Below are 20,338 nucleotides of genomic sequence, written 5' to 3'. Positions count from 1 at the left end.
GTATAAGAGTGAACCCGCGGGGAAACGTGTAATGCCGTCTTGCCGCAAACAGGATGCTGCGATCTGTTTTCTGGGCGCGTCGCAGATTTTTTCCGATACCGTATTGAGAACCGTCGATGCCGAGGTGGCACCGGCGACTTGTCTGCGTCTGGATGATTTCGAAACGTTGCTCGAGGCGTTGCGGTCCGACGGTTGGATCGAGGATCACGGTGCGCTGTGTTCCCTTATCGTCGATGAGGACCACGCTGATGGTCTCGTCGCGCTGGCCGAACGACGTGAGCCGCTTCTGTCGCGCGTGAAGCTGATCGTCGCGATCGAAGACGAGGCTTATGCGCAAGATCTGATGACGCGCCATAGCGCTGCCATTCTGTCTCATCACATCAGTCTGCTGCCGATGAACGTCAATCTGACGACGTGGCTCTTGATCCTGCGGATGATCGTCTCGGGGGGGCACTATATCCCGCCCGCGCTTCTGCGCTGCCGTCCGGCAGATCCACCGATCTCGGCGCTGAACGGATCGGCTGCAGCCAACGCGTCGCATGCGATCGACGTATCGGGGCTGACGCCGCGCGAAACCGAGGTGCTCGAGATGCTCGCCTCGGGGCAGCCGAACAAGATCATCGCGGGGCAGCTCAACCTGTCCGAGCATACGGTGAAGCTGCATATCCACCGCATCATCGGGAAGCTCGGCGTCACCAATCGCACCGAGGCGGCGATCTGGTATCACCGAAACCGAAGTGCCTAAGGACCCGCCCACGCCGACGGAGATGCGCCCGCCGGATTTCGATCAGTTCCTGATGCAGATCGGGCGTATCAACTACGCGTGGACCAATACGGAGAGCCTTCTGATCCATCTGATCGCGGGGCTCGCCGGGACCGACAAGGGCGTCGCGACGATCATCCATTTGACGCTGAACACGACGCGGGCGCGGCTCGATCTGGTGGATCGGTTGGCCAAGCGTGACGACTGCCCCTGTGCGCCGAAGGCCTGCGAACGGGTGCTGGCGGTGTCCGCGCGGATGAAGAAGGTCTCGGGGCTGCGTAATCACTTCAACCATTGCCTCTACGCCTTCGACGAGGGCGGCGGGCCGGTGCGCGCAATCCAGATGCGGATCGCGGATCGCAAGACCAGTCTGAGGATTGGAGAAGAAAGCGTTCTGGACAGCGCGACGCTTGCCGATCTGGAAGCCGCGCTTGCCGAAATGCAGGCGATCAATGCGGAGATCTGGGCGATCGCCAAGGACTATGGAATGCCGCTGTAAAGCGGGCAGGGTGGCGGCAGAAGATACGCCACGCCGAAGCTCAGTTGCGCATCTGGCGTCCCAGCGCTTCGGCCAGTTCCCACGGGTTCGTCGGCTTCGAGAAGACGGGAATTTCCGGCATGATCGACTGGAAGGCGAGCGGCAGCGGCTCGGCCGTGTTCACCACCAAGGGCACTTCGCGTTTCCACAGCTCAACGATCAGGGCTTCCGCCGATCCGTCGAGCAGGTTCATGTCGAGGATCGCGCCATCGACGTTCATCGAGCCGTCGGACAACGCGGCACGCGCGCGTGCCAAGGTCGCGAAGGGCCCGGCAACCTGACCGCCCGCCTCCTCGACCGAGAAGGCGATGTCGTAGGCAATGAATAATTCGTCTTCGACCACGAGGACATTGCTGCCCTCGAGGCAAGTCATACTGCTCTGTAACATGGGCTACACTACCCTTTTATCAGGTCCATTGGCACGGTCATGCGAGCTTGGAACCCGTCGGGAACCCATTCGGTTCCATAGGTTCCCCGCAATTGGCCCTGAATGGTCAGGTCGATAAGCTTGGATCCGAAGCCGCTGTTGCTCGGCGGCACCAGTTCTTCGGGATAGCCGCTTTCTCGCCAGTCGAGTTCGAGCTGCCCGGACGTGTTGCGCCAGGTCAGTTCCAGAAGCCCCGCATCATGCGAAAGCGCCCCGTATTTCACAGCGTTAGTCGCAAGTTCGTGGATCACCAGCGCGAGGTTCGTCGACCCCGCATGGTTCAGCGCGATATCGGGACCGTCGAGGATCAGGCGCGGATCGTCGAGATTGGTGTAGGGCGAAAGAACGCCGAGCAACAATTCGCGCAGTTCGACCATGCCGCGGAAATCGCGCTCGGGCGTGGCGGTCGGATTGATCAGCTCATGGGCGCGGGCAAGCGCGCCGATCCGCTCGCGCAGGCCCCGCGCCATTTCCTCCGGCGTCTTCGCATGGCGCGCGGTCATACCGACCAGCCCCGACATCATCGCGAAGGCGTTCTTGACCCGGTGGTTGAGCTCTCGCGTCAGCGTGTCGCGCGCTTTCGCGATCTGCCGCTCCTCGGTCACGTCGCGGAGATAGGCGATGATCGCGCCATGCTCGGGGTAAAGGCGTGCCTCCAGAATGCGGCCGTCTCGCCCGTCCTGATCGGTGACCGTCGGGACACCTGTGCGGCGGGCCTCTTCCAGAGCTTTTTCGAAATTGCTTCCGATCAGATGGGGCGCGGTCTCCCAAAGCGACCGCCCGACCGCCTGTGCTTCCGCCTCGGCTCCGACCGCGTCGCGGATGCGGGCGCGCATGACCGAATTGGCGAATCGGATTTTGTCTTCGCTATCGAGTTCGACAATCGCGTCGAAGGTGATCTCGTGAAAATGCGCGAGCCGCCGGTCGACTTCGGCCGCATGTTCGCGCGCCGCGTTCAGATCGGAAATGTCGAGCGCGGTCGCCACGGCCACGGGCGGTTCGCTTTCGACCCGCTGCGCCGAGACCAGCAGATTGCGTTCCGGCCCGTCGTGGCGCACGCAGCGCAATTCCATATGGCTGATCGTCTCTTCGTTGCGCGCCGCGCGCACGATCGGAAACTCGCTCAGGCTGAGCTTGCGCCCTTCTGGTGTGTAAGCGTCGAAGGCGAGCTGCTTGGTCACGTCGCCGTCCTGCATGCCGAACATCTCGATCGCGGTGGCATTCAGATCGAGAAGCCGACCGGTGCCCAGCTCGGCCACACCGACGCCGATCGGCATCTGGTCGAGAACGGCGCGGAACCGGTTTTCCTCACGATGGGCGACGTTGATCTGGCGCCGAAGACGGATTTCCGCCTCGACCCCGGCGGCGATGTCGGACAGCGCCTCGTATTCTTCCTCGGTCCACTGTCTTGCCTCGCGGTCGATCAGGCAGAACGCACCCAGCGGCTGCCCGTCGATCGTGCGCAACGGCACCCCGAGATAGGCGGTCACGCCCACATCGCGCACCGCACCATTGTCGCGCAGCACCGTGTCCTCGCGCGCATCGGGCACGTTCAGCGGCGCATCGGATTCGACGACATAGCGGCAGAAGGAATGGCTGAGCGGCGTCTCCGAGGGGGCAGGGGCGTCCAGCCCGGTTTGCGCCACGAATACCTGTCGGTTCTCATCGACCATGGAAACCAACGAGACAGGCACTCCGGTCACACGGGTGGCGAGCCGTGTCGCGCGCTCGAAGATTTCCGCAGGCGCACTCTCCAAAAGGCCGGTTTCGCGCAACGCCCGAAGGCGCGCCGGATCGGCGAGTCTGGACCGTTCTTCACCGGTCAGCGGAGGGGGCATAGAGGTATTCATGCGCAGGCTCTCATAATTCCACCTATGCCCCGAAGAAACCCATTTCGCCCAGTGTCATATGACACGGTTGCGATCACGATTTCCGCCAAACACGATTTTCTTCTGCGTTTTTCGTGATGCGGTTGCGGTGTCGACGAATCGCAGAGCCAAGAGGTCGCGATCACCCGCATTCCGAAGGCGCCTTATGCTGAATTCGTAACGCTTTCTAATGGGTGACGTTAGGTAAGGATTCGCGCAGGTTTCAGCGAACCGGCAGGAACTGGCCTAGGCGCGCGACGAAGGCCCGTTCAGCAAGCGGTGGCGGGCGTCATCGTGCGTTGGTCGAGCAGGAAGTCGGTCACCATCGCGCCGATCCACATGCAGAACAGGGCCAGCCATGCGGTGCCTGCCAGAACGGAGGTGCCCGTCACGCCGTTGCCGATGGCGCAGCCGCCGGCCAGCATCGCGCCGAAGCCCATGAAGATCGCCCCGATCATCGAGCGCCGCATCACCGGCATCGAGTCGAAGCCCTGCCAGGCGAACTGGCGCGAGAAGAGCGAGCTCAGGAAAGCGCCCAGAACCACGCCCGGCACGAGGCCCACGTCGAATTCCAGCACCGAGTTGCGGTCGAGGAAGAACATCAGCGTATTGGCCGAAGGGCCCGAGAAGGTGACGGAGTTGACCGGCACCGGATCGAAAGCGACCTGGCTCAGCGTGAAGGTCAGCACCCAGCCCACCGCGACGGCGAAGCCGACACCGGAGGCGAAAATCCACGTCTTCACGCCGATCTCGTTGCGCTTGGCCAGATACATGCCCGCGATGGCGAAGACGATGCCGACGGCCAGTCCGGTCCAGTTGGGCAGGTGCAGCGCGTCGAGGATATTCACGTTCTGCGCGCCGGTGATCCAGAGGCTGGCGAGCCGGTCACGCAGCGGTGCGAGGATGCCCTTGAGGCTCATCGTGGCGGTCACCGCGAAGATCAGCCCCGAGACGACCGAGCGCAGGTTGCCCGTCGCTGCCAGCACGAGAAGCCGTCCCGAACAGCCGCGCGACAGCACCATACCGACCCCGAAGAGAAGCCCGCCGATGATCGCGCCCGACCACGAGCCCGGCACCGACATCATCCGGCTGTCGGCCTGCCGAAACAGGCCGAGCAGTTGCGCGCCCTGCACCCAGACGAGCGCGGTCGAGAAGGTCAGGAACCACACCGCGACCTTGCCGCCCAGCTTGCCGCGCGCGAATTCCACCGTGGCGGCCCGCAGGCAGAAGTTGGATTTCTGCGCGGCCACGCCGAAGATGAGCCCGGTGATCACCCCGAAAAGCGCCGCCGTGGGGCCTTCGCCGATCCGCTCGATGAGTGCGATGATGTCCATGATACGATCTCCCGTTCGCGCACGGGTTCTGCCAGAAACCGCAGAAACGCACATTGATCTGAGTCAGGTCGCACCTTTTGCAGGCTTGTCGCGGGGTGTGCGGTCGCGTCTAAGGAAGGCATGATGAAGTTCCGATCCGTCCCTCTCGACGAGGCCCACGAGCTGCCGCGCTGGCGCAGGCCCGAGGCGCTGCTTTACGTCATGGCAACCGCCATGCCGATCTCCTTCGCCACCTGGTCGGCGCTCCTGAATAACTTCGTCATCGACGTGGTGAATTTCGACGGCGTCGATATCGGCTGGCTGCAGAGCTTTCGCGAAGTGCCGGGATTCCTCGCGATCGGGGTAATCGTCGTGCTCTGGGTGATGCGCGAGCAGACGCTGGCCATCCTGTCGTTGCTGCTTCTGGGCGGGGCGACGGCAGTGACTGCGCTGTTTCCCAGCTTCGCCGGGCTGATCATCGTGACGCTCCTGTCCTCGATCGGGTTTCACTATTTCCAGACGGTGAACCAGTCGTTGCAATTGCAGTGGATCGACAAGGCCAAGGCGCCGCAGACCTTGGGCCGGATCGTGGCTATCGGCTCGGGGGCCTCGCTCGCGGCCTATGCGGTGCTGGTGCTGACCTGGAAGACGTTCAACCTCAGCTATGAATTCGTCTACGCCACCGCCGGGATCGCGACGATGGTGATGATGGCGGCCGCCGCGCTGATCTATCCGCAGTTCCACACCCGCGAGCCGCAATCGAAGAAGTTCGTGCTGCGTCGCCGCTACTGGCTCTATTACGCGATCACCTTCATGGCGGGCGCGCGGCGGCAGATTTTCGTGGTCTTCGCCGCCTTCATGATGGTCGAACGCTTCGGGCTGCGCGTGGATGAGATCACCGCGCTCTTCCTGATCAACTTCGCGGTCAACATGGCCGCCGCGCCTGCAATGGGCCGCTTCGTGCATCGCTTCGGTGAGCGCCGGGCGCTGATCTTCGAATATGTCGGGCTGACGCTGCTGTTTCTCGCCTATGGCGGCATCTACTGGTTCGGCTGGGGCATCTGGCTGGCCTGCGCGCTTTATGTGGTCGATCATCTGCTGTTTGCGCTGGCCTTCGCGCAGAAAACCTATTTCCAGAAAATCTGCGACCCCGAGGATATCGCGCCCACCGCCGCCGTCGCCTTCACGATCAACCATATCGCGGCTGTGTTCCTGCCGGTGACGCTGGGCTACCTCTGGATGGTCTCGCCCGGCGCAGTCTTCGGGCTTGCAGCCTCGATGGCGGTGATCTCGCTGGGGCTTGCGCTGCTGGTGCCGCGTCACCCCTCCAAAGGCTACGAGACGGTGCTGCAGGGTCTTGGCCCGGTGCCGGCGTGAACTGGAAATTCCGTCGCTCCGCGCCTATCTGAGAGGGGCGCGAAAGGGAGATTTACCATGCTGTTCGGAAAACCCGCCACAATTCCCACCAAGGCCGAAGCCCTGCCGGGCCGCGCCGAAGCGATGCCTCTGGCAGAGCCGCATTTCCTCTGGGGCCGTGACCTGCGCTCGCCCGTGCCCGAGGGCATGGAAGAGGCGATGTTCGGCATGGGCTGCTTCTGGGGCGTCGAGCGCATGTTCTGGAACACCGACGGCGTCTGGCTGACCATGGTCGGCTATGCGGGCGGCCCCACGCCCAACCCGACCTATCGCGAAGTCTGCACCGGCATGACCGGCCATAACGAGGTCGTCCGCGTCATCTACGACCCCGCCAAGGTCAGCTACGAAGACCTGCTGCGCGTCTTCTGGGAGGGCCACGACCCGACCCAAGGGATGCGTCAGGGCAATGACCGCGGCACGCAGTATCGTTCGGGCATCTACACCTACACGGATGCGCAGAAAGAGGCCGCCGAAGCCTCGCGCGACGCCTATGCCGAGCGCCTGCAGGCGGCGGGCTATGGCACGATCACCACCGAGATCATCGGCGCGCCGCCCTTCTACTATGCCGAGGATTATCACCAGCAATATCTGGAGAAGAACCCCGGCGGCTATTGCGGCATCGGCGGCACCGGTGTGACCTGCCCGATCGGGCTGAACGCGTGATCTGATGCGTGTGCGGGCCGCTTGACGGCTCGCGCCCGCGGCCCTAAGCCCGGGCGCAACCATCCCGAGGAGCGCGCCCATGACCACCTTCACCGCCTTTACCACGCTGGCCGATCGCGAGGCCGCCGAGGCGCTGTCCGAACGTCTCGAAGAGCTCGATCCCGGCCCCTATGGCACCGGCGTGTTCGAGATCGAGGACGGGTCGGGCCGCTACGAGGTTTCGGGCTATTTCCTCGAGGCCCCCGACGATGTGGCGCTGGACCTGCTGGCGATCTCGCACGGGGCGCAGCCCTTCGTTGTCTCGGAAATCCCGGAAACCGATTGGGTCGCCCATGTGCGGCGCGAGCTGGCCCCGGTGCGCGCGGGCCGCTTCTTCCTCTATGGCAGCCATGACGAGGACAAAATTCCCGCCGATACGATCGCCCTGCGGATCGATGCGGCGATGGCCTTCGGGACGGGCCACCACGGGACCACCTCGGGCTGCCTGACCGCGCTCGACGATCTGGCGAAGGAGGGTCACACCTTCCACAACGTCGCCGATATCGGCTGCGGCACCGCCGTTCTGGCGATGGCGGCGGCGAAGCTCTGGCCCGAGCCGGTGCTGGCCTCCGATATCGATCCGGTCGCGGTGGAGACGGCGGCGGCGAATGTCGCGGTGAACGATCTTGAGGGCCGCGTGATCTGCATCGAGGCGGCAGGCTTCGGCGATCCGCGCCTGAAAGAGGCCGCCCCCTTCGATCTGATCTTCGCCAATATCCTCAAAGGCCCGCTCGTCGCGCTCGCCCCCGAAATGGGCCGCAACTGCGCCGAATCGGGCTTCGTGATCCTCAGCGGGATCCTCAACGAACAGGCCGATGAAGTCGTCGCCGCCTATCAGGCGCAGGGCTTTGTTTCCCATTCGCGTAAGGAATTCGGCGAATGGACGACATTGGCCATGCAGCGCGCTTAATCCGCCACAAATCCGCTCCGATTGCGGTAAGGATTGCTTTACCCTGACCTGAGAAATTGCCTTTGGGGCATCGCAGTTAACGGGGTTTGCCATGCGCGATCCACAAATAGAGTCTTTTGAAAAGCGCCTGCATCGGATCGACCAGATCCATCAAGCAGGCGGTGCATTCGAGGCGTCCGGTGCATTGGGGCGCAGCTATTTCGATTCCATGCGCCCGAAATCGCGCCGCAGTATTCCGCTGCGCGGGGTGGCGCTGATCTTTGCCGGTATTCTGCTGGTGAAGGGCGCGATGCTCGCGCAGGTGGGCCAGGAGAGCTACGAGGCGCGCGTCGCAAGCCTCGCCAGCGGCTCGCAATTCGAACGGGTGGGGGCCTGGATCATGCATGCCGACCCGATCACCCGTAAGATCGCCGGGCTGCTCGCGCCGTATATCGGCTGAGCACCGAAGCCATTACGCCATAAAGAAAGGGCTGCGCCGTTGCCGGGGCAGCCCTTTTCGCATGACCTGTCGGTCGCGTTAGCGCAGGCGCGCCACGTCGAGCCGGGTCAGGCCGATATCGTCCAGCGCGCGGTCGCTGAGCTTCATCAGAGCCTTGCGGGTGACGCGTGCGTCGTTCCAGTCGTGCAGGGCTGCGATCAGCGAGGTAAAGACGCTCGGTCGGGCGCTGCGGCTCATGCGGGTGTTGATATCCATCGAAGCCATGGGGAGGATCCTTCGTTCACAAACTGCTCAAGTTTCGGGCATTACATCTTCTGAAGCGCAGATAAGACTGGCAGGGTGCGAAAACAATCTCAGTTTTGGCAGCCCCGCCATGCAGGAATCGCATGTGATATGAAGCCGGTTTTTGTATCCGCTCTGGTCGATGTTCCCTTTTCGTGCTAGTTCTTGCGAAACAACACGAGAACGAGGCAGGGCAAATGCGGGTGATCGGGATCGATCCGGGGTTACGCAATCTCGGATGGGGCGTGATCGAGATGGACGGATCGCGACTCAGACACGTCGCGAACGGGATTCTCCACTCCGAAGGTAAGGATTTGGCAAAGCGCCTGCTGGTGCTGCACGAAGGGCTGAGCGCGGTCATCGCGACCCACGCCCCCGAAGCGGCCGCGGTAGAGCAGACCTTCGTCAACAAGGACGCGGTGGCGACGCTGAAACTGGGGCAGGCGCGCGGCATTGCGCTTCTGGCGCCTGCGCAGGCCGGGCTCGAGGTCGGCGAATACGCCCCCAACGCGATCAAGAAAACCGTCGTCGGCGTCGGCCATGCCGACAAGACGCAGGTGCAGCATATGGTGCGCCATCAACTGCCCGGCGTGCAGTTCGAAGGGGCCGATGCGGCCGATGCGCTCGCCATTGCGATCTGCCACGCTTTCCATCTGCAATCGGCGGCTCGGATGAACGCGGCGCAGCTTTCCCGTGATGCCTTGGGCACGACGCAACGGAGGCGCGCATGATCGGTCGCATCGCAGGCGTCATCATTCACCGCGCGCTCGACCATGTCATGATCGACGTGCGCGGCGTGGGCTATGTCGTCCATGTCAGCCAGCGCACCGCGCAATCGCTGCCGCCCGTGGGCGAGGCCTGCGCGCTCTATACCGATCTGTTGGTGCGCGAGGATCTGCTGCAGCTTTTCGGCTTCCCGACGCTGTTGGAGAAGGAATGGCACCGGCTGCTGACCTCGGTGCAGGGGATCGGCGCGAAAGCCTCGCTCGCGATCCTCGGCACGCTCGGCGCGGACGGTCTGGGCCGCGCGATCGCGCTGGGCGACTGGTCGGCGGTGAAATCCGCCCCCGGCGTCGGCCCGAAACTTGCGCAGCGCGTGGTGCTGGAGCTGAAGGAGAAAGCGCCGACCGTCATGGCGATGGGGGCGGAGTTCACCGTTGATGCCACCCCCGAGGTGATCGAGGACGCGCCCGCCAAGAAGCCGGCAAAGAAATCCGCCCCGGCCGCCACGCCCAAGGTGAACTTCACGGCCGAGGCGATCTCCGCGCTCACAAATCTCGGTTATGCGCCGTCCGACGCGGCCGGTGCCGTCGCGCAGGCCAATGACGACCCGGAGGTCACCGACACGGCGAAGCTGATCCGCGCGGCGCTAAGGCTCCTGGCCCCAAAGGATTGACCTTTTCCTCTTGGTGAAAATATCCCGGGGTGCGGGGCAGAGCCCCGCTTGCTCCCCTCCGCCAAAGGCGCGACAGTAAATGACGATGAGCGAACCCGATCCCACCCTGCGGCCCGACCGCCTGCCCGAAGACGCCGACCGCGCCCTGCGCCCGCAGGCGCTGGAGGAATTCACCGGTCAGGCCGAAGCCCGCGCCAATCTGCGCGTCTTCATCGAAAGCGCCAAGATGCGCAGCCAGGCGATGGATCACACGCTGTTCCACGGCCCGCCCGGTCTGGGCAAGACGACGCTCGCGCAGATCATGGCGCGCGAGCTCGGTGTGAATTTCAAGATGACCTCGGGGCCGGTTCTGGCCAAGGCGGGCGACCTCGCCGCGATCCTGACCAATCTCGAAGCGCGCGACGTGCTCTTCATCGACGAAATCCACCGGATGAACCCGGCGGTGGAGGAAGTGCTCTACCCCGCGATGGAAGATTTCGAGCTCGATCTGGTGATCGGCGAGGGCCCTGCCGCGCGCACTGTGCGGATCGAGTTGCAGCCCTTCACGCTGGTCGGCGCCACGACGCGGCTCGGACTGCTGACGACGCCGCTGCGCGACCGCTTCGGCATCCCGACGCGGCTGCAGTTCTACACCGAGGACGAGCTGGACCTGATCGTGACGCGCGGGTCGCGGCTTCTGGGTATCCCGTCCGACCCCGCGGGCACCCGCGAGATCGCCAAGCGCGCCCGGGGCACCCCGCGCATCGCAGGTCGCCTGCTGCGCCGGGTCATCGATTTCGCGCTGGTCGAAGGCGACGGGCGGCTGACCCGCGAGATCGCGGACCGCGCGTTGACGCGGCTCGGTGTCGACAATCTCGGGCTCGACGGTGCGGACCGGCGCTACATGATGCTGATGGCCGATCATTACGGCGGTGGCCCGGTGGGGGTGGAGACGCTCTCGGCCGCGCTCTCGGAAAGCCGCGACGCGATCGAGGAAGTCATCGAACCCTACCTGCTGCAACAGGGCCTGATCAGCCGCACCCCGCGCGGGCGGATGCTGGGCGCGCGGGCGTGGCGGCATCTGGGGCTCGAGGCACCGAAACCCGCCACCCCGCAGACGGACCTCTTTGGCGATGGCTGACCCCTTGGCACGTTTCGAGATCACCGAGGCGGAGATCGACCGCGTCGTGGCGCGCTTCTACGAGCGCGTGCGCAGCCACGCGATGCTCGGTCCGGTCTTTGCGGTGCATGTCACCGACTGGCCCACCCATGAGGACAAGGTCGCGCGGTTCTGGAAGAACGCGATCCTGCGCAAACCGGGCTATGATGGCTCGCCCATGCAGGTCCACCGCGCGGCAGGCAATGTGCGCCCGGGAATGTTTTCAACCTGGCTCGCGGAATTCGACAAGGTGCTGATCGAGGAACTGTCGCCCGAACAGGCGGCGGGTTGGTCGGCGCTCGCCCATCGCATCGGCATGAGCCTGCGGCAGGGCGTGGTCGAACGCGAGACCTTTGCGGGCGGTATTCCGAAGCTGAAATGACCCGCGCGCGTAGGCGCGCAAAACTAGAGGTGGAGGGGGCGCTGCCCCCGCTCTGACGGCCCTTCGCTTGCGCTTCGGGCGTTCGGCGGGGCGTCCTTCCACTGGAAGGCCGCTAGCTCCGCCTCACCCCCCGGGATACTTCTGCCAAGAGGAAGAGGCTCAGTCCTCTTTCTTCCCGAACACGCCGGTCAGCGACCGTCCGATCAGGTTCGTCACGCGGGGCTTTTGCAACTTGCGGAAGGGCATCGGACGGCAGACCTCCAGCGCGGCGATGCCGACGCGGGCGGTCAGTGCTCCGTTGATGACACCTTCGCCGAAGCGGCGCGAGAGTTTCGACACCAGATGGCCGCCGGTGACGGTCTCGATTAGATCGTCGCCCGCCGCCACCGCGCCGGTCGCGACGAGATGGGTCATCACCGTCCGCGCCAGCCGGATCGAGCCGAGCGTGCCGGAGCGCCCCCCATAGATTTCTGCGATGCGCCGGATCATTCGCAGGTTCGCGGTCAGCGCGGTGAAGACGTCTGCGAGTGCCAGCGGTACGACGGCGGTCACCGTGGCGACGGTGCGCGCGGCGGCCTCGATCTCCAGCCGCGCGGCCGCGTCGAGCGGTCCCATCAGCTCGGCTTCGGCCAGCCCCATCAGCGTGCCGGTGTCGAGTACCTCGCCCGTTTGCTCGGCCAGCCGCTTGCGCGCCCAGTCCATCTCGGGCCGCGCGGCATAGAGGCCCGAGACATGCGCCGTGACCTTCCGCGCGCGGCTCAGATCATCTTCGCTCAGCGCTTCCGAGACTTCCTTATGGACCTTGTCGAGCCGCGCCAGCCGCGAGAAGGCCGCGATCTCGCGCCCGGTGATCAGCAGCGCGCCAAGCGCGAAGGCCGCGACCAGCGCGGTGCCGATCCAGCCGAGGATCGGATGGGTGGCGAACAGCCCGTCGATGAAGCGCCAGAGCGCGACAGAGATCAGGAAGCCCACCAGCGCCACGCTCGCGCGCCAGAAGAAGCGCACGATGGGCGAGGTGCGCCGTGCCCCCAGCCGGGTCGCGATCTGCATGGCGCGGCCCTCCAGCCGTTCCTCGGTCGCGCTCGGCATATCCTCGATCGGCGCGGCCTCGGCGGGCGAGGGCGCGTCCTCGATCTCGATCATCACCGGTTTTTTCATAGCTTGTCCCCGATCAGGAAATCGGCCGCGCGGTCGAGCCGGATATGCGGCGGGCCTTCGCCAGGACGCAAGATCACCGGGGCCGGGGCGAAGTTCATGATCGAATAATCCTCGTCGAGCCACGCGGACGCCCCTTGCGCCGCGGGCGAGAGAAGCTGCGCCGGGTCGGCGGGCAATTCGCCGGGATAGAGCGCGACCGACTTGCCGTTCTCCAGCCGCCCGCGCACGGCCTGCAATTCCGCCCCGTCATGCGAGAGGGTTTCTTCCGTGGTGCTGCGCAGCGCCGCGATCGACAGCGCGAGAGTCTTCGCGCCCGCGAAATCGGCACGGTCCTTGGCCTCGCGCAGCAGTGCGCCGGTGATCGCGGTCAGGCGGGCGTGTTGCGTATGGTGCAGGTGATCCGCCTTGGTCGCGGCGAAGAGGATTTTCTCGACCCGCTTGCCGCCGATCAGCGAGGTCAGCCAGCTTGCGCGGCCCGGACGGAAGGCCGCCAGAATATCGGCCATCGCCTGACGCAGATCGTCGAGCGCGGCGGGCCCCGAATGGATCGCGCCCAATACGTCGACCAGCACCACCTGTCGGTCGATCTTGGCGAAATGATCGCGGAAGAAGGGGCGCACGACCTCGCGTTTGTAGGCGTCGTAGCGGCGCTCCATCTCGCGCCGAAGCGAGCCGCGCGGGGCGTCGCCCGCGGGCAGCGGCGCGAAGGTCAGGGCGGGCGATCCGGCCATCTCGCCGGGCAGCAGGAAGCGCCCCGGCGTGCAGTCAGAGAACCCCGCATCGCGCGCCTCGGTGAGGTATCGGGTGAAGCCCGCCGCCAGCGCCTTGGCTTGCGGCTCGGTGAATTCCGCGGTGCCGTCCGCCGCCTCGGATTGCGTCAGATATTCCGCGCCTTGCGGACGGTTCGGCAGACGCGCCAGCGCCTCTGCCGACCACTCGGCATAGCTTTTGTCCATAAGCCCGAGGTCGAGCAGCCACTCGCCGGGGTAATCCACGATATCGAGATGCACGACGCGCGGACCCCGCACCGCGCCCAGCATCCCGCGCGGCTGGATGCGGAAGGACAGCCGCAGCTCCGAGACGGCGCGCGTGCCCTCGGGCCAATGCGGCGAAGGGCCGGTCAGCGCGGCAAGGTGGCTCTCAAAGTCGAAGCGCGGCACGGTGTCGTCGGGCTGCGGCTGCAGATAGGCGGCGGTGATATCCGACGCCGATCCCAGCGCAGGCATCCGCCCGCGATCCAGCAGGTTCGCGACTAGCGAGGTGATGAACACGGTCTTGCCCGCGCGCGACAGACCCGTCACGCCGAGCCGGATCACCGGTTCGAACAGCGCCTCCGAGACCGAATGGCCCATGCCCTCGATCCCGCGCGTGATCCCGTCCGCAATGTCGGAAATGCCCAAAGCCCGGCCCCTCATTCTCATTCACGGACAAGATAAGCAGCGGTGAGTATTAATGAAAGAGAGGGCGGACACGCGGCCCGCCCTCTGAACTGTCCTTTCGCCTCGGCTCGGTCTCAGACCGCGAGACAGATATATTTCATCTCGAGATAATCCTCGACGCCGTGATGCGACCCTTCGCGGCCCAGACCCGATTGCTTTACGCCGCCGAAGGGCGCGACCTCGGTTGAGATCAGGCCGGTGTTCACGCCGACGATCCCGTATTCCAGACCTTCCTGAACGCGGGTGATGCGGCCCACGTCGCGGGCGTAGAAATAGCTCGCAAGGCCGAAGATTGTGTCATTGGCCTTGGCGATCGCCTCCTGCTCGGTCTCGAACTTGAAGAGCGGGGCGACGGGGCCGAAGGTCTCCTCATGCGAGACCTTGGCCTCCTGCGTGACCCCGGTCAGCACGGTCGGCTGGAAGAAGGTGCCGCCCATCTCGTGCCGCTCGCCTCCGGTGACGATCGAGCCGCCATGATCGAGCACGTCCTGAATATGCTCCTGCACCTTCTTGACCGCGTCCTCGTTGATCAGCGGGCCAGCCTCGACGCCTTCCTTGAGGCCGTCGCCCACCTTGAGGGCGTTGACGGCCTTGGCCAGCTTCTCGGCAAAGGCGTGATAGACCCCGGACTGGACGTAGATGCGGTTGGCGCAGACGCAGGTCTGACCGTTATTGCGGAATTTCGACGCCATCGCGCCTTCGACCGCGGCGTCGAGATCGGCGTCGTCGAACACGATGAAGGGCGCGTTGCCGCCCAGTTCCATCGAGCATTTCATCACCTGATCCGCCGCCTGACGCAGCAGGATACGGCCCACCTCGGTCGAGCCGGTGAAGGTCAGCTTGCGCACGGTGTGGTTCTCGCAGAACTCCTTGCCGATATCGGAGGCTTTCGCGGAGGTGATGACCGAGAGGATGCCTTTGGGCAGGCCCGCGCGTTCGCCCAGCACCGCCATCGCCAGCGCCGAGAGGGGCGTCTCGGAGGCCGGGCGGCAGACGAAACCGCAGCCCACCGCGAGCGCCGGGCCCGCCTTGCGCGCGATCATCGCGTTGGGGAAGTTCCACGGCGTGATCGAGGCTGCGACCCCGATCGGCTGCTTGATTACTGTGATCCGCTTGTCGCGCTGATGGCCCGGGATCGTCTCGCCATAGACCCGCTTGGCCTCTTCGCCGAACCACTCGATGAAGCCTGCGCCATAGGCGATCTCGCCCTTCGCCTCGGCCAGCGGCTTGCCCATCTCGGCGGTCAGGATCGCGCCGAGATCGTCCTGGTTCTCCATCATCAGGTCGTACCATTTGCGCATGATCTGCGCGCGTTCCTTGCCGGTGCGCGCGGCCCAGTCCTTCATCGCCTCGTCAGCGGCAGCGATGGCGCGGGCGGTCTCGGCGCGGCCCAGATCGGGTACGGTGCAGATCACGTCGCCCCGCGCGGGGTTGGTCACGTCAAAGGTGGTGCCGTCATCGGCGTCGACCCATTCGCCCGCGACGAAGGCCTTGGTCGCCAGAAGCGAGGGATCCTTGAGGATGGATTTGAGGTCGGTCTTGTCGTCGAGCATGATGTCCTCCGAAGGGCTGGATGGGTCGTCCGGTCAATGCGCCGGGCTTTTTGATGTTCCGTAACGGCTGCGCCAGCAGGGCTGCAGATCGCCGGGGTGTTCTTTGGCTTCATAGATGGCGCGGGCGATGGCGCGGGCAAGCACGCAAGACGCCGCATGGCCAAGCTGAAACGGGTCGCGGACCGGATCGTGCAACGGCTTCTCGCCGGTCGCGGCGGCGAAGATCAAATCGCCGTCCATCGGTGTATGGGAGGGCAAGATGGCCCGCGCCATGCCGTCATGGGCGGCCGTGGCCATGCGCTGCGCCTGCGCTTGGGTGAGCGCGGCATCGGTCGCGACGATGGCGATGGTCGTGGCCTCGCCCTGGCGTTTCATCGGTTCGGGCTCGGCGCTGGGATCATGGTTTGGCGCGGGACCCAGCCCGCCGAACTCGCCGTCGATCTCCCACGGTGCGGCCGAGAAATGCGGGCCCTCGCCGACGGTCACCGAGCCAAGCGCGTTCACCGCCACCAGCGCGCCGACCGTGAAGCCGCTCTCTAATACAGCCGAAGCCGAGCCAAGCCCGCCTTTGAAAGTCCCGGTCATCGCCCCGAAGCCCGCCCCGGCGCTGCCGATCTCGAAACGCTCCGTGGCCGCCTCGAGCGCCGCGCGCCCAAGCCCGGGATAGGGCGTCTCGGTCCAACTCTTGTCGCCGCCATTGAGCAGATCGAACAGGATCGCGCCGGGCACGATTGGCACGCGCTGATCGCCCACCGCGAAACCGCGCCCTTGCGCGCGCAGCCCCGCCATCACGCCGTCGCAGGCGCCAAGCCCGAAGGCCGAGCCGCCCGAGAGCACCAGCGCATCGACCTCCTGCACCAGCTTATCGGGCGCCAGAAGATCGGTCTCCCGCGTGCCGGGCGCGCCGCCCATCACCTGCACCGCCGCCGTGAAGGGGCGTTCGCCGACCAGAACGCTCACGCCCGAGCGCAGGCCCGCATCTTCGGTATTGCCCACGCGCAGCCCGGCGATATCGGTGATCAGATTGTTCGGCCCTGCCTTCATCTTCCTCTTGGTCCAAATATCCTGGGGGTGTGGGGGCAACGCCCCCAACTCAATGCTCTGCGCTCAGATACAGCGCCCGCCATCGACCTCCATCGCGACGCCGGTGATCATGCTCGCCTCGTCGGAGCACAGAAACAGCGCCGCGTTCGCCATGTCCTCGGGCGTCGAGAACCGCCCCAGCGGGATGGTCGAGAGAAACTTCGCGCGGATCTCCGGCGTGTCCTCGCCCATGAAGCTTTTCAGAAGCGGGGTCTCTCCGGCGACCGGGTTGATCGCGTTGACGCGGACCCCGGAGGGCGCAAGCTCCACCGCCATCGCGCGGGTCGCGGTGATCATCCAGCCCTTCGAGGCATTGTACCAGCTCAGGTTCGGCCGCGGGCTGACGCCTGCGGTCGAGGCTACGTTCAGGATCGCGCCCGCGCCGCGCGCTTTCATCCCCGGCACGATGTGGCGTGCAGTCAGGTAGACCGATTTCGCATTCACGGTGAGGACGCGGTCGAACTCCTCCTCGGTCACCTCCTCCATCGGCTTCGGCAGATGGGTGGTCCCTGCGTTGTTCACCAGAATGTCGATCTGCCCGAACGCCTCGCGCGCCGCCTGCGCCAGTGCGGCGACATCCGCATCGCGGCTGACATCCACGGTGCAGGCCACGCCGCCGATCTCGTCGGCGATGGCCTGCGCGGCCTCGGCGTTGAGATCCGCGACCAGAACCCGCGCACCCTCGGCGGCGAAGCGGCGCGCGATCCCCGCGCCGAAGCCCGAGCCCGCGCCGGTGACGATCGCGCTTTTGCCTTCCAGTCTCATCGGTGCTCCTCCTCGGGGCCTACTGTTGTCGCAGGACACATCGGGTGCAAGGGGGCTCTGCCCCCCGGTCTCCGACCGTCCCCCGGGATGTTTTAGCAAGCCCGAGATCAGCCATGCCAGGCGGCGACGGTTTTCAGGGTGGAGAAGCCGTAGAGCGCCTCGAACCCTTTCTCGCGCCCGTGCCCGGATTTGCCGATGCCGCCGAAGGGAAGCTCCACGCCTCCGCCTGCGCCGTAATTGTTCAGGAAGACCTGTCCCGCACGGAGCCTCCGTGCGAGCCGCATCGTCCGCCCGCCATTCTCCGACCAGACCGAGGCGACGAGCCCGTATTCCGTGCCGTTCGCGATGGCGACGGCCTCTTCCTCGTCCTCGAAGGGAATGACGATCTGCGCCGGGCCGAAGATTTCCTCCTGCGCGAGCCGATGCGCGCTATGACCACCGCCGATCAGGGTCGGCGCGACGTAATGACCGCCTGCGGGGACGTTCTCTGCGATCCGCCCTTGGGCTGCGATAGTGAGGTCGGAGGCAAGCGCCAGATAGCCCTCGACGATCCCTTTCTGCCGCCCCGAGATCAGCGGGCCGAGGTCGTGATCGCCAAGCGCGGGCCCCGCCGTCAGGCCACGATAGCGCGCGGCCATTTTCTCCAGCACCTCGTCATAGCGCGAGCGCTGCACGAGGATGCGCGAGGAGGCCGAGCAGGTCTGCCCGGCGTTCTGGATGCCTGCGTTCACGAGGAAGGGCAGCGCACGGTCGAGATCGGCATCGGCGAAGACCAGCTGCGGGGATTTGCCGCCAAGCTCCAGCGTGACCGGCACGGCATTCGCTGCGGCGGCTGCCTGAATGCGTTGGCCAACCGCGACCGATCCGGTGAAGGAGATATGCTGGATGCCGAGATGGGCCGAGAGCGCGGCCCCGGCTTCCTCTCCCAGACCCGGAACGATATTGAGCGCCCCGGCTGGCATCCCCGCTTCTTGCGCGATCCGCCCGAAGGCCAGCGCGGTGAGCGAGGCTTCCTCGGCAGGTTTCACGACCGCCGCATTGCCCATCGCCAAGGCGGCTGCGACCGAGCGCCCTATGATCTGCATCGGGTAGTTCCACGGCACGATATGCGCGGTCACGCCATGCGGCTCGCGCAGCGTGTAGGCGGTGTAGCCGTTGAGATAGGGGATCGTCTCGCCCATCACCTTGTCGGCGGCCCCGCCATAGTATTCCAGATAACGCGCCAGTGCCGCCACATCGGCGCGTGCCTGCGTCAACGGTTTGCCGACATCGAGCGCCTCGATCACGGCCAGATCCTCGGCATGGGCCAGCACGAGCCCGGACATCTTCAGCAGGAGCCGCCCGCGCTCTGCCGCGCTTAGCTTTCCCCATTCGCCTGCAAGCGCCGCCTGTGCGGCCTCGACCGCTGCGTCGATCTCCGGCTTGCCGCCCCGGGCGATCTGCGCCATCTCGCGCCCATCCGAGGGGCATTCCACGGAAAGGCGCGCATCGGGCTTGCGCCAGACGCCTCCGATCAACATCTCCTCGGGATCGAACCAAAGCGGCAAACTCATGCGCGGCACCTCCTTTTGTCACGCGATTTCGCAGCACGCTCGGCGCGCGCGCGCGGAAAATCAAGAGGGCAGGAATCTGCCGGACGCGACCAGATCACATTCATGTGAGTGTGAGTGGAGGGAACTTTCCCCTATCTAGCCCCTTGAATGACGGAACCGGGCCGAAGGCCCACCGGAAAAAGAGACAGGAAAATTGCAAGTGACCGCGAGTTATTCGACGCTCAAACGCGCAATCCGCCCGGCCATGCTCTTCGGGCTGGCTGGCATCTTGGCTGCCTGCGCGAGTGCGCCGGAACAGCGCTATGCGCAACCGACCCAGTCGACGAAGGCCGTGCCCGCCGAATATCAGGCGCGCGAAGATGACGGGAAAACCATCCCGGCGATCAGTCCGAAATATCTGGTGGAGCGCAACCGCCGCCAGGTCGTGCCCTATCACGGGCCCGAGGCTGTCGGGACGATCGTCGTCGATCCCTATGCGCGCTTCCTCTACTACATCACCGCGCCGGGCAAGGCAGAGCGCTACGGCGTCGCAGTCGGTCGCGATGGCAAGACCTTCTCGGGGGATGCCACGATCAAGCGCAAGCAGGAATATCCGAGCTGGACGCCGACGCAGAACATGATCCAGGAAGATCCCGACCTCTACGGGCCGCTGAAAGACGGTCTGCCGGGTGGTCTGGACAATCCGCTGGGCGCGCGTGCGCTCTATCTCTACCAGGGTAACCGGGATACCTATTACCGCATCCACGGCACGATGGATCCGTCCTCGATCGGGCGTGCGACCTCGGCTGGCTGTATCCGTCTGTTCAATCAGGACATCATCGACCTGTTCTCGAAAGTGCCGAAGGGCACGCCGGTGAAGGTGCGCAGCCGCGCCGAAAGCCTCGAGATGGAAGGTCCGGTCGTGCAGCTGCATTCGGGCTATGTGGTTTCCGCCTATAATCAGGTGGCGATCAACGAGGACGAGGCCGCGTGGAAAGCCGGCCAGATCCCCGATCAGCAGAAGGTCGAAGAAGAGCAGCATCAGGCTTCGGTCGCGATGGCCCAGGAAGTCGGCGGCTCGGGCGAGAATGCCGGCTCCACTGTCGATTGTGGCTATTCCGGGACCGGGACCTGCGTCGATACGACCAACTGATCGAGCCGATCTTTTCGGAAAAAATATTTACGGCGCGGGGGGCAACCTCGCGCCGTTTTTCTTGGGCCGCGACGCCTCCAG

At 65.3% G+C, this 20,338-nt stretch carries 21 protein-coding genes; 11 read left to right on the top strand and 10 right to left on the bottom strand.

Annotated elements, in window-relative coordinates; translation table 11 throughout:
• Positions 1 to 31 precede the first annotated feature (31 nt).
• Positions 32 to 745: a response regulator transcription factor gene (locus tag BMI89_RS21110; protein WP_246831651.1), complete on the top strand. Its 714-nt coding sequence runs from the start codon at positions 32 to 34 to the stop codon at positions 743 to 745.
• Positions 738 to 1,262, top strand: coding sequence for a hypothetical protein (locus BMI89_RS14925; RefSeq protein ID WP_246832044.1), 525 nt, complete (start codon positions 738 to 740; stop codon positions 1,260 to 1,262). Before BMI89_RS21110 ends, BMI89_RS14925 begins: the two co-directional genes overlap by 8 nt.
• Positions 1,263 to 1,302: 40 nt before the next feature.
• Here the strand turns inward: BMI89_RS14925 and BMI89_RS14920 are convergent, their stop codons facing one another.
• The 3 genes from BMI89_RS14920 to BMI89_RS14910 form a co-directional block, all read right to left on the bottom strand.
• Positions 1,303 to 1,689, bottom strand: coding sequence for a response regulator (locus tag BMI89_RS14920; RefSeq protein WP_134330188.1), 387 nt, complete (start codon positions 1,687 to 1,689; stop codon positions 1,303 to 1,305).
• An 8-nt stretch (positions 1,690 to 1,697) separates the two neighbouring features.
• Positions 1,698 to 3,578 carry a GAF domain-containing protein gene (locus BMI89_RS14915; RefSeq protein WP_078571589.1) on the bottom strand — a complete coding sequence of 627 codons (1,881 nt, stop codon included), beginning with the start codon at positions 3,576 to 3,578 and terminating at the stop codon, positions 1,698 to 1,700.
• A gap of 287 nt (positions 3,579 to 3,865) precedes the next feature.
• The gene (locus BMI89_RS14910; RefSeq protein WP_078571587.1) at positions 3,866 to 4,930 is read right to left on the bottom strand and encodes a YeeE/YedE family protein; all 1,065 of its coding nucleotides are present in this window, start codon (positions 4,928 to 4,930) and stop codon (positions 3,866 to 3,868) included.
• A 123-nt stretch (positions 4,931 to 5,053) separates the two neighbouring features.
• Between BMI89_RS14910 and BMI89_RS14905 the strand changes: the two genes are divergently transcribed.
• The 4 genes from BMI89_RS14905 to BMI89_RS14890 all read left to right on the top strand — a co-directional run bounded on the left by BMI89_RS14905 (position 5,054) and on the right by BMI89_RS14890 (position 8,376).
• Positions 5,054 to 6,286: an MFS transporter gene (locus tag BMI89_RS14905; protein WP_078571586.1), complete on the top strand. Its 1,233-nt coding sequence runs from the start codon at positions 5,054 to 5,056 to the stop codon at positions 6,284 to 6,286.
• 57 nt (positions 6,287 to 6,343) lie between these two features.
• A complete protein-coding gene (gene msrA / locus BMI89_RS14900) occupies positions 6,344 to 6,988 on the top strand; it encodes a peptide-methionine (S)-S-oxide reductase MsrA (protein ID WP_078571584.1) in 645 nt (214 codons plus the stop codon).
• A gap of 79 nt (positions 6,989 to 7,067) precedes the next feature.
• On the top strand, positions 7,068 to 7,937 hold the full coding sequence (locus BMI89_RS14895) for a 50S ribosomal protein L11 methyltransferase (protein WP_078571582.1): 870 nt from the start codon (positions 7,068 to 7,070) through the stop codon (positions 7,935 to 7,937).
• A 91-nt stretch (positions 7,938 to 8,028) separates the two neighbouring features.
• Entirely contained in the window at positions 8,029 to 8,376 is a 348-nt protein-coding gene (locus BMI89_RS14890; protein WP_078571581.1) for a hypothetical protein, read from the top strand.
• Between the two features lie 78 nt (positions 8,377 to 8,454).
• Here BMI89_RS14890 and BMI89_RS14885 read toward each other — a convergent pair whose 3' ends face one another.
• Positions 8,455 to 8,640 carry a DUF1127 domain-containing protein gene (locus tag BMI89_RS14885; RefSeq protein WP_078522067.1) on the bottom strand — a complete coding sequence of 62 codons (186 nt, stop codon included), beginning with the start codon at positions 8,638 to 8,640 and terminating at the stop codon, positions 8,455 to 8,457.
• A 215-nt stretch (positions 8,641 to 8,855) separates the two neighbouring features.
• Here BMI89_RS14885 and ruvC point away from each other — a divergent pair, with 215 nt between their 5' ends.
• From ruvC to BMI89_RS14865, 4 genes are all read left to right on the top strand, one after another.
• The gene (gene ruvC / locus BMI89_RS14880; protein ID WP_078571579.1) at positions 8,856 to 9,389 is read left to right on the top strand and encodes a crossover junction endodeoxyribonuclease RuvC; all 534 of its coding nucleotides are present in this window, start codon (positions 8,856 to 8,858) and stop codon (positions 9,387 to 9,389) included.
• On the top strand, positions 9,386 to 10,054 hold the full coding sequence (gene ruvA, locus BMI89_RS14875; RefSeq protein WP_078571577.1) for a Holliday junction branch migration protein RuvA: 669 nt from the start codon (positions 9,386 to 9,388) through the stop codon (positions 10,052 to 10,054). The genes ruvC and ruvA overlap by 4 nt, the downstream gene beginning before the upstream one ends.
• Before the next feature lie 85 nt (positions 10,055 to 10,139).
• Positions 10,140 to 11,174: a Holliday junction branch migration DNA helicase RuvB gene (gene ruvB / locus BMI89_RS14870; protein ID WP_078571656.1), complete on the top strand. Its 1,035-nt coding sequence runs from the start codon at positions 10,140 to 10,142 to the stop codon at positions 11,172 to 11,174.
• The gene (locus tag BMI89_RS14865) at positions 11,167 to 11,574 is read left to right on the top strand and encodes a group III truncated hemoglobin (RefSeq protein WP_078571576.1); all 408 of its coding nucleotides are present in this window, start codon (positions 11,167 to 11,169) and stop codon (positions 11,572 to 11,574) included. The genes ruvB and BMI89_RS14865 overlap by 8 nt, the downstream gene beginning before the upstream one ends.
• Positions 11,575 to 11,733: 159 nt before the next feature.
• On the opposite strand, the gene BMI89_RS14860 is transcribed toward BMI89_RS14865, so the two are convergent.
• The 6 genes from BMI89_RS14860 to BMI89_RS14835 form a co-directional block, all read right to left on the bottom strand.
• The gene (locus tag BMI89_RS14860; RefSeq protein WP_246832043.1) at positions 11,734 to 12,732 is read right to left on the bottom strand and encodes a TIGR01620 family protein; all 999 of its coding nucleotides are present in this window, start codon (positions 12,730 to 12,732) and stop codon (positions 11,734 to 11,736) included.
• Positions 12,729 to 14,132 (bottom strand): YcjX family protein, encoded by a 1,404-nt coding sequence (locus tag BMI89_RS21105; protein ID WP_246832042.1) that lies wholly within the window; start codon positions 14,130 to 14,132, stop codon positions 12,729 to 12,731. Before BMI89_RS21105 ends, BMI89_RS14860 begins: the two co-directional genes overlap by 4 nt.
• 113 nt (positions 14,133 to 14,245) lie before the next feature.
• Positions 14,246 to 15,724 (bottom strand): NAD-dependent succinate-semialdehyde dehydrogenase, encoded by a 1,479-nt coding sequence (locus tag BMI89_RS14850; RefSeq protein ID WP_078571573.1) that lies wholly within the window; start codon positions 15,722 to 15,724, stop codon positions 14,246 to 14,248.
• A gap of 33 nt (positions 15,725 to 15,757) precedes the next feature.
• A complete protein-coding gene (locus BMI89_RS14845) occupies positions 15,758 to 16,768 on the bottom strand; it encodes a P1 family peptidase (RefSeq protein WP_078571571.1) in 1,011 nt (336 codons plus the stop codon).
• Between the two features lie 63 nt (positions 16,769 to 16,831).
• A complete protein-coding gene (locus tag BMI89_RS14840) occupies positions 16,832 to 17,572 on the bottom strand; it encodes an SDR family oxidoreductase (protein ID WP_078571569.1) in 741 nt (246 codons plus the stop codon).
• 107 nt (positions 17,573 to 17,679) lie between these two features.
• On the bottom strand, positions 17,680 to 19,125 hold the full coding sequence (locus tag BMI89_RS14835; RefSeq protein ID WP_078571568.1) for an aldehyde dehydrogenase family protein: 1,446 nt from the start codon (positions 19,123 to 19,125) through the stop codon (positions 17,680 to 17,682).
• Between the two features lie 199 nt (positions 19,126 to 19,324).
• Here BMI89_RS14835 and BMI89_RS14830 point away from each other — a divergent pair, with 199 nt between their 5' ends.
• Positions 19,325 to 20,257 (top strand): L,D-transpeptidase, encoded by a 933-nt coding sequence (locus tag BMI89_RS14830; RefSeq protein WP_348638857.1) that lies wholly within the window; start codon positions 19,325 to 19,327, stop codon positions 20,255 to 20,257.
• Positions 20,258 to 20,338: the final 81 nt, after the last annotated feature.

This window comes from Thioclava sp. F36-7 (genome assembly GCF_002020075.1).
In the GTDB taxonomy this organism is placed as follows: Bacteria; Pseudomonadota; Alphaproteobacteria; order Rhodobacterales; family Rhodobacteraceae; genus Thioclava; species Thioclava sediminum.
The sequence above is the reverse complement of the archived record's forward strand: the minus strand, read 5'-3'. Positions and strand labels throughout refer to the sequence as shown.